The organism is Escherichia sp. KTE52, assembly GCF_000408325.1.
GTDB lineage: Bacteria > Pseudomonadota > Gammaproteobacteria > Enterobacterales > Enterobacteriaceae > Escherichia > Escherichia marmotae.
The window spans coordinates 2,202,400-2,217,316 of record NZ_KE138680.1; the positions used below are offsets into that span (position 1 = coordinate 2,202,400).

At 53.3% G+C, this 14,917-nt stretch carries 11 protein-coding genes; 5 read left to right on the plus strand and 6 right to left on the minus strand.

Features of this window, described 5'->3' with window-relative positions:
- Positions 1-38 precede the first annotated feature (38 nt).
- From prpC to prpE, 3 genes are read left to right on the plus strand one after another with little or no spacing between them, the layout of a single operon-like run.
- Positions 39-1,208, plus strand: coding sequence for a bifunctional 2-methylcitrate synthase/citrate synthase (prpC, locus tag A1SC_RS01565; RefSeq protein ID WP_016262970.1), 1,170 nt, complete (start codon positions 39-41; stop codon positions 1,206-1,208).
- 33 nt (positions 1,209-1,241) lie between these two features.
- The gene (locus tag A1SC_RS01560; protein WP_016262971.1) at positions 1,242-2,693 is read left to right on the plus strand and encodes a bifunctional 2-methylcitrate dehydratase/aconitate hydratase; all 1,452 of its coding nucleotides are present in this window, start codon (positions 1,242-1,244) and stop codon (positions 2,691-2,693) included.
- Between the two features lie 39 nt (positions 2,694-2,732).
- Positions 2,733-4,619 carry a propionate--CoA ligase gene (prpE, locus tag A1SC_RS01555; RefSeq protein WP_016248397.1) on the plus strand — a complete coding sequence of 629 codons (1,887 nt, stop codon included), beginning with the start codon at positions 2,733-2,735 and terminating at the stop codon, positions 4,617-4,619.
- Between the two features lie 169 nt (positions 4,620-4,788).
- Here the strand turns inward: prpE and A1SC_RS25560 are convergent, their stop codons facing one another.
- Complete coding sequence (locus A1SC_RS25560; RefSeq protein ID WP_164081226.1) at positions 4,789-4,944, minus strand: hypothetical protein; 156 nt, start codon at positions 4,942-4,944, stop codon at positions 4,789-4,791.
- Positions 4,945-5,044: 100 nt separating this feature from the next.
- Here A1SC_RS25560 and codB point away from each other — a divergent pair, with 100 nt between their 5' ends.
- Together codB and codA are read left to right on the plus strand one after the other, a co-directional pair.
- On the plus strand, positions 5,045-6,304 hold the full coding sequence (gene codB, locus A1SC_RS01550; RefSeq protein WP_016262972.1) for a cytosine permease: 1,260 nt from the start codon (positions 5,045-5,047) through the stop codon (positions 6,302-6,304).
- The gene (gene codA, locus A1SC_RS01545; protein WP_001515837.1) at positions 6,294-7,577 is read left to right on the plus strand and encodes a cytosine/isoguanine deaminase; all 1,284 of its coding nucleotides are present in this window, start codon (positions 6,294-6,296) and stop codon (positions 7,575-7,577) included. Before codB ends, codA begins: the two co-directional genes overlap by 11 nt.
- A 90-nt stretch (positions 7,578-7,667) precedes the next feature.
- Here the strand turns inward: codA and lacA are convergent, their stop codons facing one another.
- The 5 genes from lacA to A1SC_RS01520 all read right to left on the minus strand — a co-directional run bounded on the left by lacA (position 7,668) and on the right by A1SC_RS01520 (position 14,913).
- The gene (gene lacA / locus A1SC_RS01540; protein ID WP_016262973.1) at positions 7,668-8,273 is read right to left on the minus strand and encodes a galactoside O-acetyltransferase; all 606 of its coding nucleotides are present in this window, start codon (positions 8,271-8,273) and stop codon (positions 7,668-7,670) included.
- A gap of 65 nt (positions 8,274-8,338) precedes the next feature.
- Positions 8,339-9,592: a lactose permease gene (gene lacY / locus A1SC_RS01535; protein WP_000499565.1), complete on the minus strand. Its 1,254-nt coding sequence runs from the start codon at positions 9,590-9,592 to the stop codon at positions 8,339-8,341.
- Positions 9,593-9,643: 51 nt separating this feature from the next.
- Complete coding sequence (locus A1SC_RS01530) at positions 9,644-12,718, minus strand: beta-galactosidase (RefSeq protein WP_016262974.1); 3,075 nt, start codon at positions 12,716-12,718, stop codon at positions 9,644-9,646.
- Between the two features lie 122 nt (positions 12,719-12,840).
- Positions 12,841-13,923, minus strand: a complete 1,083-nt coding sequence (locus A1SC_RS01525; protein ID WP_024214662.1) for a LacI family DNA-binding transcriptional regulator — start codon at positions 13,921-13,923, stop codon at positions 12,841-12,843.
- Positions 13,924-13,959: 36 nt separating this feature from the next.
- Positions 13,960-14,913 carry an OI-19-encoded virulence regulator OvrA gene (locus A1SC_RS01520; RefSeq protein WP_001247693.1) on the minus strand — a complete coding sequence of 318 codons (954 nt, stop codon included), beginning with the start codon at positions 14,911-14,913 and terminating at the stop codon, positions 13,960-13,962.
- Between the last annotated feature and the right edge of the window lie 4 nt (positions 14,914-14,917).

Below are 14,917 nucleotides of genomic sequence, written 5' to 3' on the forward strand. Positions count from 1 at the left end.
ATCCCGACCCTACAAATGATAACAATGACGAGGACAACATGAGCGACACAACGATCCTGCAAAACAGTACCCATGTCATTAAACCGAAAAAATCTGTGGCACTTTCCGGCGTTCCGGCGGGCAATACGGCGCTCTGCACGGTGGGTAAAAGCGGCAATGACCTGCACTACCGTGGTTACGATATTCTCGACCTCGCAGAACATTGCGAATTTGAAGAAGTGGCGCATCTGCTGATCCACGGCAAACTGCCGACCCGTGACGAACTCTCCGCTTACAAAACGAAACTGAAAGCCCTGCGCGGCTTACCGGCTAACGTGCGTACCGTGCTGGAGGCCTTACCTGCGGCGTCGCACCCGATGGATGTCATGCGCACAGGCGTTTCTGCGCTCGGCTGTACGCTGCCGGAAAAAGAGGGGCACACCGTCTCAGGCGCGCGGGATATTGCTGACAAATTATTGGCGTCGCTGAGTTCGATTCTTCTCTATTGGTATCACTACAGCCACAACGGCGAACGCATCCAGCCGGAAACCGATGACGACTCCATCGGCGGCCACTTCCTGCATCTGCTGCATGGCGAAAAGCCGTCGCAAAGTTGGGAAAAGGCGATGCAAATTTCGCTGGTGCTGTACGCCGAGCACGAGTTTAACGCCTCCACCTTCACCAGCCGGGTTATTGCGGGCACCGGTTCTGACATGTATTCAGCCATTATCGGCGCAATCGGCGCACTGCGTGGGCCGAAACACGGCGGGGCGAATGAAGTTTCGCTGGAGATCCAACAACGCTACGAAACGCCGGATGAAGCCGAAGCGGATATTCGTAAACGCGTGGAAAACAAAGAAGTGGTCATTGGTTTCGGGCACCCGGTTTATACCATTGCCGATCCGCGCCATCAGGTGATCAAACGTGTGGCGAAGCAGCTCTCGCAGGAAGGCGGTTCACTGAAGATGTACAACATCGCCGATCGTCTGGAAACGGTGATGTGGGAGACGAAAAAGATGTTCCCCAATCTCGACTGGTTCTCTGCCGTTTCCTACAACATGATGGGCGTCCCCACTGAGATGTTCACTCCGCTGTTTGTCATCGCTCGCGTTACCGGCTGGGCGGCGCACATTATTGAACAACGTCAGGACAACAAAATTATCCGTCCTTCCGCGAATTACGTTGGACCGGAAGACCGTCAGTTTGTTGCGCTGGATAAGCGCCAGTAAACCTCTACGAATAACAATAAGGAAACGTACCCAATGTCAGCTCAAATCAACAACATCCGCCCGGAATTCGACCGTGAAATCGTTGATATCGTCGATTACGTCATGAATTACGAAATCAGTTCCAGAGTGGCCTACGACACCGCCCATTACTGCCTGCTCGATACCCTCGGCTGTGGTCTGGAAGCGCTGGAATATCCAGCCTGTAAAAAACTGCTGGGGCCAATTGTCCCCGGCACCGTCGTACCTAACGGCGTGCGTGTCCCCGGAACTCAGTTCCAGCTCGACCCTGTCCAGGCTGCGTTTAACATCGGTGCGATGATCCGCTGGCTCGATTTCAACGATACCTGGCTGGCAGCGGAGTGGGGCCATCCTTCCGACAACCTCGGCGGTATTCTTGCCACGGCGGACTGGTTATCCCGCAACGCAGTCGCCAGCGGCAAAGCGCCATTGACCATGAAGCACGTGCTGACCGCAATGATCAAAGCCCACGAAATTCAGGGCTGCATCGCGCTGGAAAACTCCTTTAATCGCGTCGGCCTCGACCACGTTCTGTTAGTGAAAGTGGCTTCCACCGCCGTGGTGGCCGAAATGCTCGGCCTGACCCGCGAGGAAATTCTCAACGCTGTTTCGCTGGCGTGGGTGGACGGTCAGTCGCTGCGTACCTATCGTCATGCGCCGAACACCGGCACGCGTAAATCCTGGGCGGCGGGCGATGCCACATCCCGCGCGGTACGTTTGGCGCTGATGGCGAAAACCGGCGAAATGGGTTATCCGTCAGCCCTGACTGCGCCGGTGTGGGGCTTCTACGACGTCTCCTTCAAAGGTGAGTCGTTCCGCTTCCAACGTCCGTACGGTTCCTACGTTATGGAAAATGTGCTGTTCAAAATCTCCTTCCCGGCGGAGTTCCACTCCCAGACGGCAGTTGAAGCGGCGATGACGCTCTATGAACAGATGCAGGCTGCAGGTAAAACAGCGGCGGATATCGAAAAAGTGACCATCCGCACCCACGAAGCCTGTATTCGCATCATCGACAAAAAAGGGCCGCTCAATAACCCGGCTGACCGCGACCACTGCATTCAGTACATGGTGGCGATCCCGCTGCTGTTTGGGCGCTTAACGGCGGCAGATTACGAAGACAAGGTTGCGCAAGATAAACGCATCGACGCCCTGCGCGAGAAGATCACTTGCTTTGAAGATCCGGCGTTTACTGCCGACTACCACGACCCGGAAAAACGCGCTATTGCCAACGCCATTACCCTTGAGTTCACCGACGGTACGCGCTTTGAAGAAGTGGTGGTGGAGTACCCAATTGGTCATGCCCGCCGCCGTCAGGATGGCATTCCGAAGCTGGTCGATAAATTCAAAATCAACCTTGCGCGCCAGTTCCCGACTCGCCAGCAGCAGCACATTCTGGCGGTTTCTCTCGACAGAACTCGCCTCGAGCAGATGCCGGTCAATGAGTATCTCGACCTGTACGTGATTTAAGCAAACGGCGGTAAGGCGTAAGTTCAACAGGAGAGCATTATGTCTTTTAGCGAATTTTATCAGCGTTCGATTAACGAACCGGAGCAGTTCTGGGCCGAGCAGGCCCTGCGTATCGACTGGCAGACGCCCTTTACGCAAACGCTCGATCACAGCAATCCGCCGTTTGCCCGTTGGTTTTGTGAAGGCCGAACCAATTTGTGCCACAACGCCGTCGACCGCTGGCTGGAGAAACAGCCAGAGGCGCTGGCGCTGATTGCCGTCTCTTCGGAAACAGAAGAAGAGCGCACGTTTACCTTTCGCCAGTTATATGACGAAGTGAACGCGGTGGCGTCAATGTTGCGCTCATTGGGCGTGCAGCGCGGCGATCGGGTGCTGGTGTATATGCCGATGATTGCCGAAGCGCACATTACCCTGCTGGCCTGCGCGCGGATTGGTGCTATTCACTCGGTGGTATTTGGTGGATTTGCTTCGCACAGCGTGGCGGCACGAATCGACGACGCCAAACCGGTGCTGATTGTCTCGGCAGATGCCGGGGCGCGTGGCGGCAAAATCATTCCCTATAAAAAATTGCTCGATGATGCGATAAAGCAGGCGCAGCACCAACCGCGCCACGTTTTGCTGGTGGATCGCGGGCTGGCGAAAATGGCGCGCGTCAGCGGGCGGGATGTTGATTTCGCTTCGTTGCGTCATCAGCACATCGGCGCGCGGGTGCCGGTCGCCTGGCTGGAATCTAACGAAACTTCCTGCATTCTCTACACCTCCGGCACGACCGGAAAACCTAAAGGCGTGCAGCGTGACGTCGGCGGTTATGCGGTGGCGCTGGCAACCTCAATGGAAACCATTTTTGGTGGCAAAGCGGGCGGTGTGTTCTTTTGCGCGTCGGATATCGGCTGGGTGGTGGGGCATTCTTATATTGTCTACGCACCGCTGCTGGCGGGGATGGCGACCATTGTTTACGAAGGGTTGCCGACCTGGCCGGACTGTGGCGTGTGGTGGAAAATTGTCGAGAAATATCAGGTGAGCCGAATGTTCTCAGCGCCGACCGCTATTCGCGTGCTGAAAAAATTTCCTACTGCTGAAATTCGTAAACACGATCTCTCGTCGCTGGAAGTGCTCTATCTGGCAGGAGAACCGCTGGATGAACCGACCGCCAGTTGGGTGAGCAATACGCTGGATGTGCCGGTCATCGACAACTACTGGCAGACCGAATCCGGCTGGCCGATTATGGCGATTGCTCGAGGCCTGGACGACAGGCCGACGCGTCTGGGAAGCCCCGGCGTGCCGATGTATGGCTACAATGTGCAGTTGCTCAACGAAGCTACTGGCGAACCGTGCGGCGTGAATGAGAAAGGGATGCTGGTGGTGGAAGGGCCGCTGCCGCCGGGCTGTATTCAGACTATCTGGGGTGACGACGACCGCTTTGTGAAGACATACTGGTCGCTGTTTTCCCGTCCGGTATATGCCACCTTTGACTGGGGTATCCGCGATGCTGACGGCTATCACTTTATTCTCGGGCGCACTGATGATGTGATTAACGTTGCCGGGCATCGGCTGGGCACGCGCGAGATTGAAGAGAGTATCTCCAGTCATCCTGGCGTTGCCGAAGTGGCGGTGGTAGGGGTGAAAGATGCGTTGAAAGGGCAGGTGGCGGTGGCGTTTGTTATTCCGAAAGAGAGCGACAGTCTGGAAGACCGCGAGGTGGCACACTCCGAAGAAAAGGCAATTATGGCGCTGGTGGACAGCCAGATTGGCAACTTTGGCCGCCCGGCGCACGTTTGGTTTGTCTCGCAGTTGCCGAAAACGCGATCCGGAAAAATGTTGCGCCGCACGATCCAGGCCATTTGCGAAGGACGCGATCCGGGGGATCTGACGACCATTGATGATCCCGCGTCGTTGGATCAGATCCGCCAGGCGATGGAAGAGTAAGGTATTGTCGGACGCGTCGCGCGCCGCATCCGACAACCGTGCTTTGATGCCTGATGCGACGCTGGTGCGTCTTATCAGGCCTGCAGGTCTGAACCGTAGGTCGGATAAGGCGCTCGTGCCGCATCCGACAACCGTGCTTTGATGCCTGATGCGACGCTGGTGCGTCTTATCAGGCCTGCAGGTCTGAACCGTAGGTCGGATAAGGCGCTCGTGCCGCATCCGACAACCGTGCTTTGATGCCTGATGCGACGCTGGCGCGTCTTATCAAGTCTACCCACTGTTTTTCCAGAGATAATTTTTTATCCACTTTTTCGCACTCATTCATATAAAAAATATATTCCACCACGGAAACGATTGCTTTTTATTTTCAGATGAATAGAATGCGGCGGATTTTTTGGGTTTCAAACAGCAAACGGAGGAATTTCGTGTCGCAAGATAACAACTTTAGCCAGGGGCCAGTCCCGCAGTCGGCGCGGAAAGGGGTATTGGCATTGACGTTCGTCATGCTGGGATTAACCTTCTTTTCCGCCAGTATGTGGACCGGCGGCACTCTCGGAACCGGTCTTAGCTATCATGATTTCTTCCTCGCAGTCCTCATCGGTAATCTTCTCCTCGGTATTTACACTTCATTTCTTGGCTACATTGGCGCAAAAACCGGCCTGACGACCCATCTTCTTGCTCGCTTCTCTTTTGGTGTTAAAGGTTCATGGCTACCTTCACTGCTGCTGGGCGGCACCCAGGTTGGCTGGTTTGGTGTTGGCGTGGCGATGTTTGCCATTCCGGTGGGCAAGGCGACGGGATTGGATATTAATCTGCTCATCGCCGTCTCTGGTTTACTGATGACCGTCACCGTGTTCTTTGGCATTTCGGCGCTGACAGTTCTTTCTGTAATTGCGGTTCCGGCGATCGCCTGTCTTGGCGGTTATTCCGTGTGGCTGGCCGTTAACGGCATGGGCGGTCTGGAGGCATTAAAAGCGGTCGTTCCCGCACAACCGCTAGATTTCAATGTCGCGCTGGCGCTGGTTGTCGGTTCATTTATCAGTGCAGGTACGCTCACTGCCGACTTTGTCCGTTTTGGTCGCAATGCCAAACTGGCGGTGCTGGTGGCGATGGTGGCCTTTTTCCTCGGCAACTCGTTGATGTTTATTTTCGGTGCGGCAGGTGCTGCGGCATTGGGCATGGCAGATATCTCTGATGTGATGATTGCTCAGGGCCTGCTGCTGCCTGCGATTGTGGTGCTGGGGTTGAATATCTGGACCACCAACGATAACGCGCTCTATGCGTCGGGTTTAGGTTTCGCCAACATTACCGGTATGTCGAGCAAAACCCTTTTGGTCATCAACGGTATTATCGGTACGGTCTGCGCATTATGGCTGTACAACAATTTTGTCGGCTGGCTGACCTTTCTTTCGGCAGCTATCCCTCCCGTTGGCGGCGTAATCATCGCGGACTATCTGATGAACCGTCGCCGCTATGAGCACTTTGCGACCACGCGTATGATGAGTGTCAATTGGGTGGCGATTCTGGCTGTCGCGCTGGGGATTGCCGCAGGCCACTGGTTACCGGGGATTGTTCCGGTCAACGCTGTATTAGGTGGCGCGCTGAGCTATCTGATCCTTAACCCGATTTTGAATCGCAGAACGACAGCAGCAATGACGCATGTGGAGGCTAACAGTGTCGAATAACGCTTTACAGACAATTATTAACGCCCGGTTACCCGGCAAAGAGGGGCTGTGGCAGATTCATCTGCAGGACGGAAAAATCAGCGCCATTGATGCGCAATCCGGCGTCATGCCCGTGACTGAAAACAGTCTGGATGCTGAGAAAGGTTTAGTTTTACCGCCGTTTGTGGAACCGCATATTCACCTGGACACCACGCAAACTGCCGGGCAACCGAACTGGAATCAGTCCGGCACGCTGTTTGAAGGCATTGAACGCTGGGCCGAGCGCAAAGCGTTATTAACCCATGACGACGTTAAGCAACGCGCCTGGCAAACGCTGAAATGGCAGATTGCCAACGGCATTCAACATGTGCGTACCCATGTAGATGTCTCCGACGCAACCCTGACTGCACTGAAAGCGATGCTGGAAGTGAAGCAGGAAGTCGCGCCGTGGATTGACCTGCAAATCGTCGCCTTCCCGCAGGAAGGGATTTTGTCGTATCCCAACGGTGAAGAGTTGCTGGAAGAGGCGCTACGCCTGGGAGCTGACGTAGTGGGGGCGATTCCGCATTTTGAATTTACCCGCGAATACGGCGTGGAGTCGCTGCATAAAACCTTCGCGCTGGCGCAAAAATACGACCGTCTCATCGATGTTCACTGCGATGAGATAGACGATGAGCAGTCGCGTTTTGTCGAAACTGTTGCCGCGCTGGCGCACCGTGAAGGAATGGGCGCGCGCGTCACCGCCAGCCACACCACCGCAATGCACTCTTATAACGGGGCGTATACTTCGCGCTTGTTCCGCTTGCTGAAAATGTCCGGCATTAACTTTGTTGCCAATCCGCTGGTCAATATTCATCTGCAAGGACGTTTTGATACTTATCCAAAACGTCGCGGCATTACGCGCGTCAAAGAGATGCTGGAGTCCGGCATTAACGTCTGCTTTGGTCACGATGATGTCTTCGATCCGTGGTATCCGCTGGGAACGGCGAATATGCTGCAAGTGCTGCATATGGGGCTGCATGTTTGCCAGTTGATGGGCTACGGGCAGATTAACGATGGTCTGAATTTAATCACCCATCATAGTGCCAGAACGCTCAATTTACAGGATTATGGTGTTTCCGCTGGAAACAGCGCCAACCTGATTATCCTGCCTGCAGAAAATGGGTTTGACGCGCTGCGTCGTCAGGTTCCGGTACGTTATTCGGTACGTGGCGGTAAGGTGATTGCCAGTACACAACCGGCACAAACCACTGTATATCTGGATCAGCCGGAAGCCATTGACTACAAACGGTAATCGTCTGGGGTGAACAGCCACTGACTTGTGTCAGTGGCTACCATGATTCATTACTCTGCTACCTTCTTTTGTTCCTGTGCTTATTTAACCTTAAGATTCAACTTTATAATCTTTGTAATAATACTGTTTATCACGCTCGTTTATTTCTCGAATAACCCGACAGGGAACGCCTGCAGCAACGACATTTGGCGGAATGTCTTTTGTTACGACACTGCCCGCGCCAATAACAGAGTTTTCTCCGACGGTGACGCCTGGATTAATGACCACATGACTCCCAATCCAGACATTATTGCCAATCGTTATCGGAAAAGAGTACATCTCTCCGTTTTTTCTCAATTCATGGTGTACAGGGTGCCCGGTAACGGAAAGGGTAACGTTGGGGGCAATCAGTACGTTATCACCGATAGTGACTGTGTGGTCATCGACGATGGTTAAATTGAAATTTGCGTAAAAATTGCGGCCTATATGGATGTTGGAACCATAAGAGAAATAAACAGGTGGTTCTATCCAGGCATTTTCTCCTACCGTGGCAAACATTTCTTTAATCAGGCTTTCCCTTTTTTCAACTTCCGATGGATGTGAGTGATTAAACTCATACATCAACGCTTTCCCACGAAGTCTTTTTTCAGGTAAACCTTCGCACATATCGGTAAATAACTTTCCTGCTTTTATTCTTTCGCTCATTGGCATGTTCATTACGATTATTCTGCTCTGGTATGTTGGTCGGATAAGGCGCTCGCGCCGCATCCGACATTGATTGCTTAAGCGACTTCGTTCACCTGCCGACGCAGCAAGGAAAGCGGGCCTGGGCCGCTAAGCGTGAATACGGAAATTAAGGTAAAGCCCAGCGCCACCAGACCCAGCACCAGATAAGCGCCCTGGAAACCGATGCTTTCATACATATTGCCCGCCAGAACAGACATGAAAATCATCGCCAGTTGTTTAAAGAAGCAGAAACAGACCAGATAAATTGTTGCCGAAAAACGCACTTCAAACTGGCTGGTAATATATTTAAAGCAGCCCACCAGCAGGAACGGTACTTCAAACATATGCAGTGTTTTTAGAATAACCACTTCCAGCGCCGAGGTGGCGAACGATGAGCCAATAATACGCACAGACATAATGGTGCCAGCCAGCAGCAGGGCATTTTTCCCACCGATGCGATTAATAATCAGTGGTGCAAAGAACATAATCGAAGCGTTAAGTAATTCACCCATTGTTGTGACATAGCCAAATACTCGCGTACCCTGTTCACCAGTGGTGAAAAACGAAGTAAAGAAATTAGCAAACTGTTGGTCAAAAACATCGTAGGTGCAGGAAACACCAATAACATACAGCGATAAAAACCACAGTTTCGGTTGTTTGAACAACTCCAGCGCCAGTTTAAGACTAAATGCGGAATGATTTGCACCTACGGCATTGGCAACCGTGGCGGAAGAAGGTGCATCTGTTTTGGCGAAAAAAAGCAGAACGGCGAGGATGAGCGCACAGCCGGAACCCAGCCAGAAGACAAAGTGGTTATTGATGGTGAACATGATGCCGACAATTGAGGCACACAGCGCCCAGCCAACGCAACCAAACATCCGCGCGCGACCAAATTCGAAATTACTGCGACGGCTGACCTTCTCGATAAATGCTTCTACTGCCGGTGCACCCGCGTTAAAACAGAAGCCAAGATAAATGCCGCCAACAATCGAACCTAATATAATATTATATTGTAACAGTGGGCCAAAGATAAAAATAAAGAACGGCGCAAACATCATTAACATGACGGTAATAATCCATAGCAGATATTTGCGCAGCCCGAGTTTGTCAGAAAGCAGACCAAACAACGGTTGAAATAACAGGGAGAACAGAGAAATAGCAGCAAAAATAATGCCGGTATCACTTTTGCTGATATGGTTGATGTCATGTAGCCAAATCGGGAAAAACGGGAAATAGGCCCCCATGATAAAAAAGTAAAAGAAAAAGAATAAGCCGAACATCCAAAAGTTTGTGTTTTTTAGATAGAACATAATGGATTTCCTTACGCTAAATACGGGCAGACATTGCCTGCCCGGTTATTATTATTTTTGACACCAGATCAACTGGTAATGGTAGTGACCGGCGCTCAACTGGAATTCCGTCGAAACTGACGGACTCCAGGAGTCGTCGCCGCCAATCCCCATATGGAAACCGTCGATATTCAGCCAGCTCCCTTCCTCCGCGTGCAGCAGATGGCGATGGCTGGTGTCCATCAGTTGTTGTTGGCTGTAACGGCTGATATTGAACTGGAAGTCGCCGCGCCACTGGTGTGGGCCATAATTCAATTCGCGTGTTCCGCAGCGTAGACCGTTTTCGCTCGGGAAGACGTATGGGGTATACATCTCTGACAACGGCATATCCCAGCGGTCAAAACAGGCCGCAGTAAGGCGGTCGGGATAGTTTTCTTGCGGCCCTAATCCGAGCCAGTTAACCCGCTCTGCGACTTGTGCCAGTTGGCAGGTCAGGCCCACCCGCGCCGGATGCGGCGTATCACCTGCTACTTCAACATCCACGCTGATGGCCATCTCACCGTGTCCATCAATACGGTAGGTTTTCCGGCTGGTAAATAAGGTTTTCCCCTGATACTGCCACGCGTGGGCAGTCGTAATCAGTACCGCGTCGGTAATCCGATCTGCCGTACACTGCAACAGCACTGCTTCTGCCTGGTAATGGCCTGCTGCTTTCCAGCGCTCTACCCAGGCGTTCGGGTCAATACGAGTCGCTTCGCTTACGCCAATGTCATTATCCAGCGGCGCTCGGGTGAACTGATCGCGCAGCGGGGTCAGCAGTTGTTTTTCATCGCCAATCCACATTTGTGAAAGAAGACCTGACTGGCGGTTGAATTGCCAACGTTTATTACCCAGCCCGATGCAAAAATCCGTTTCGCTGGTGGTCAGTTGCGGGGCGGAGTGGGGCGCAGACGAGAGCGTTACGCGGAGGTTTTCTGCCAGTCGCCATTGCTGCCAGGCGCTGATGTGTCCGGCTTCTGACCACGCGGTCGCGTTTGGTTGCACCACCTGTACCGTGAGCCAAAGTTGCCCGACACTCTCCGGCTGGGGCAGTTCAGGCAATTCAATCAACTGTTTTCCTTGTGGCGCGACAGCCAGAGGCACTTCACCACTCGTTAGCGGCTTGCCATCCAGCGCCAGCGACCAGTGCAGGATTTCGTTATCGCTATGACGGAACAGGTATTCGCTGGTGACTTCGATTGTTCGCCCGGATAAGCGGAACTGGAAAAACTGCTGTTGGTGTTTTGCTTCCGTCAGCGCCGGATGCGGCGTGCGGTCGGCAAAGACCAGACCGTTCATGCAAAACTGGCGATCGTTCGGTGTATCGCCAAAATCACCGCCATAAGCCGACCACGGGTTGCCGTTTTCATCATATTTAATCAGTGACTGATCGACCCAGTCCCAGACAAAGCCGCCTTGTAAACGCGGATACTGACGAAATGCCTGCCAGTATTTGGCAAAGCCGCCGAGGCTGTTACCCATCGCGTGGGCGTATTCGCAAAGGATCAGCGGGCGCAACTCACCAGGCAGTGAAAGCCATTTTTTGATTGACCATTTCGGTGCTGCCGGGAAGGGCTGATCTTCATCCACACGGGCATACATCGGGCAAATAATATCGGTAGCCGTAGTGTCTGCTCCGCCACCTTCATACTGCACCGGACGGGAGGGATCGACGGATTTTATCCAGCGATAGAGCGCGTCGTGATTAGCGCCGTGACCGGATTCATTACCCAGCGACCAGATAATCACGCACGGGTGATTGCGATCGCGCTGTACCATCCGCGTTACGCGCTCGCTCATCGCCGGTAACCAGCGCGGATCATCCGTCAGGCGATTCATCGGCACCATGCCGTGGGTTTCGATATTAGCTTCATCCACCACATACAAGCCGTAGCGGTCGCACAGCGTGTACCACAGCGGATGGTTCGGATAATGCGAACAGCGCACGGCGTTAAAGTTGTTCTGCTTCATTAGCAGGATATCCTGCACCATCGTCTGCTCATCCATGACCTGACCGCGCAGAGGGTGATGCTCGTGGCGGTTAACGCCGCGAATCAGCAACGGTTTGCCATTCAGTAACAGCAGACCATTTTCAATGTGTACCTGACGGAAGCCAACATCACAGGCTTCCGCTTCAATCAGCGTACCGTCGGCGGTGTGCAGTTCAACAACTGCACGGTAAAGGTTCGGGAGTTCTGCGCTCCACAGCGCCGGATTTTCGACGCTCAGACGTAGCGTGACGCGATCGGTATAACTGCCGCGCTCATCGATAATTTCGCTGCCGAAAGGTGCGGTGCTACTGGCGACCAGGGTTTCACCTTGCCACAAAGAAACTGTTACCCGCAGAAAGTCGCGCAACTCGCCACCCATGCGCACTTCAGCCTCCAGCACGGCGCGGCTGAAATCGTCATTAAAATGGGTAGCAACATGGAAATCGCTGATTTGCGTGGTCGGTTTGTGCAGCAACGAGACGTCGCGGAAAATGCCGCTCATTCGCCACATATCCTGATCTTCAAGATAACTGCCGTCACTCCAGCGCAGCACCATCACCGCGAGGCGGTTTTCTCCGGCGTGCAAAAAGGCGCTCAGGTCAAATTCAGACGGCAGGCGGCTATCCTGGCCGTAGCCAACCCAGCGTCCGTTACACCACAGGTGAAACGCCGAGTTAACACCATCAAAGATAATCCGCGTCTGGCCATCCTGGAGCCAGCTTTCATCAACATTAAATGTGAGCGAGTAACAACCCGTTGGGTTTTCTGCGGGAACAAACGGCGGATTCACCGTAATGGGGTAGGTCACGTTGGTATAAATGGGGGCATCGTAACCGAGCATCTGCCAGTTTGACGGCACCGGAATATTATCGGCTTTTGGGAGATCGCGTTCGAGCCAGCTTTCCGGCACCGCTTCCGGTGCCGGAAACCAGGTAAATAACCATTCACCATTCAGACTGCGCAATTGACGGGAAGGGTGATTATCACGGGCTTCTTTGCTATTGCGCCAACTGGAAAAAGGGGGATGTGCTGCAAGGCGATTGAGTTGGGTAACGCCTGGGTTTTCCCAATCACGACGCTGTAATACGACGGCCAGTGAATCCGTAATCATGGTCATAGCTGTATCCTGTGTGAAATTGTTATCCGCTCACAATTTCACACAACATACGAGCCAGATGGACAGAGTGTAAAGCCTGGGGTGCCTAATGAGTGAGCTGACTCACATTAATTGAGTTGCGCTCACTGTCCGGCTTCTAGTCGGGAAATTTGTCGCGCCAGTTGCATTAAAGAATCGGCCAATTCGCGGGGAGAGGCTGCTTGCGCGTTCGGAGGTTGCGTGGTTTTTCGTTTAACCAGTGACACGGGTAATAGCTGATTTCCCTTCACCGCCTGGCCCTGGGAGAATTGCAGCAAGCGATCCACGCTGGTTTGTCCCAGCAGGCGAAAATCCTGTTTGATGGTGGTGAGCGGTGGGATATAACACGAGCTATCTTCGGTATCGTCGTATCCCACAACCGAGATATCCGCACCGACGCGCAGCCCGGACTCGGTAATGGCGCGCATTGCGCCCAGCGCCATCTGATCGTTAGCAACCAGCATTGCGGTAGGGATGATGCCCTCATTCAGCATCTGCATGGTTTGCTGAAAACCCGATATTGCGCTCCAGTCACCTTCAAGCTCTGCTATTGGCTTAAGTTGATTGTGGCCGAGATATTTATGCCAGCCTGCCAGGCGCAGACGCGCCGAGACAGAACTTAATGGACCGGCTAACAGCGCGATTTGCTGGTGACCCAACTCGACCAGATGCTCCACGCCCAGCCGCGTACCGTCGTCATAGGAAAAAATAATACTGTTGACGGGTGACCTGTCAGAGGCGTCAAGAAACAAAACGGGCACGTTACCACAGGCGGCTTCCACAGCAATGGCATCTTGCTCATCCAGCGGGTAGTTGATGACAAGACCGCTGACGCGTTGCGCGAGAAGATTGTGTACCGCCGCTTTACAGGCTTCGACGCCGCTTCGTTCCACCATCGAGACTACGACGCTAGCTCCCAGTTGATCGGCGCGGGATTTTATTGCCGCGACAATTTGTGACGGTGCGTGCAGAGCCAGACTGGACGTGGCAACGCCAATCAGTAACGACTGTTTGCCTGCCAGTTGCTGTGCCACGCGGTTGGGAATGTAATTCAGCGCTGCCATTGCCGCTTCCACTTTTTCCCGTGTTTTCGCAGAAACGTGGTTGGCCTGATTCACCACGCGGGAAACGGTCTGATAAGACACACCGGCATACTCAGCGACATCGTATAGCGTTACTGGTTTCACATTCACCACCCTGAAATGACTCTCTTCCGGGCGCTATCATGCCATACCACGAAAGGTTTTGCGCCATTCGGCGGGGCTGACGCCGAAGTGAGATTTAAAATGCTGACGCCACGTCACAGGTGAGAGGAAGCCCACCTCAGCCGCTATCCGCTCAACGGGCAACTGACTGGAACCCAACAGTTCCTGGCTACGGCGTAAGCGTTCAGTGATGAGCCATTCAGCGATACTCGAACCGGTCGCTTTCATAAAATGGCGGGTTAGTGTGCGGCGACTCATCATTACTCGCTGCGCCAGCGAGTCGAGATCATGCTGTTGCGCAATGTTTTGCCGCAGGTAATCCAGCAGGAGGTTGATGCGTTCATCATGGGTATTTTTCGGCACCGGTTGCTCAATAAACTGCGCCTGACCGCCGGTGCGATATGGCGGTACGACCATCCGTCGGGCAATGTGGTTAGCATAGTCGCTGCCAAAATGTTGCCGAACAATATACAAACAGCAATCCAGCGCCGCGGCAGTACCGGCAGAGGTAATAATGCCGTCATCGTCTACATACAACGCGTTAATATCCAGATGTGTTTCTGGAAAACGTGCCTGAAATTCACGTTCGAACTCCCAGTGCGTGGCTGCACGCTTATTTTTCAGTAAACCTGCATAGCCGAGCACAAACGTGCCCAGGCAAAGCCCGACAATCTGTGCCCCGTTATCCTGTGCGGTCGTTAAGGCTTCCAGCAGTTTTTGTGGCGGTTTTTGTGTAATTGTTCCCCAGTAAGGAATTATCACAATATCCGCTTGTATGACTGCGGTATAGTCATGGGTGGCGGTTACGGAAAACCCATCGGCAGAGTCCACGTTTCCCGGCTTTTCAGCGCAGATAATCACGTGAAAGCGTTTTTTTTCCGCCATTTTTTCGCTAAACACGATAAACGGTACGGAAAGGTGAAAAGGACTAAAACCGGCAACGGCGATAATGGCAACAGTCAGCGGGCGCATAACA

Coding starts and splice junctions, on each gene's coding strand:
- prpC (WP_016262970.1), top strand. CDS start 39: ATGAGCGACACAACGATCCTGCAAAACAGTACCCATGTCATTAAACCG.
- A1SC_RS01560 (WP_016262971.1), top strand. CDS start 1,242: ATGTCAGCTCAAATCAACAACATCCGCCCGGAATTCGACCGTGAAATC.
- prpE (WP_016248397.1), top strand. CDS start 2,733: ATGTCTTTTAGCGAATTTTATCAGCGTTCGATTAACGAACCGGAGCAG.
- A1SC_RS25560 (WP_164081226.1), bottom strand. CDS start 4,944: ATGAATGAGTGCGAAAAAGTGGATAAAAAATTATCTCTGGAAAAACAG.
- lacA (WP_016262973.1), bottom strand. CDS start 8,273: ATGAACATGCCAATGAGCGAAAGAATAAAAGCAGGAAAGTTATTTACC.
- lacY (WP_000499565.1), bottom strand. CDS start 9,592: ATGTTCTATCTAAAAAACACAAACTTTTGGATGTTCGGCTTATTCTTT.
- A1SC_RS01530 (WP_016262974.1), bottom strand. CDS start 12,718: ATGACCATGATTACGGATTCACTGGCCGTCGTATTACAGCGTCGTGAT.
- A1SC_RS01520 (WP_001247693.1), bottom strand. CDS start 14,913: ATGCGCCCGCTGACTGTTGCCATTATCGCCGTTGCCGGTTTTAGTCCT.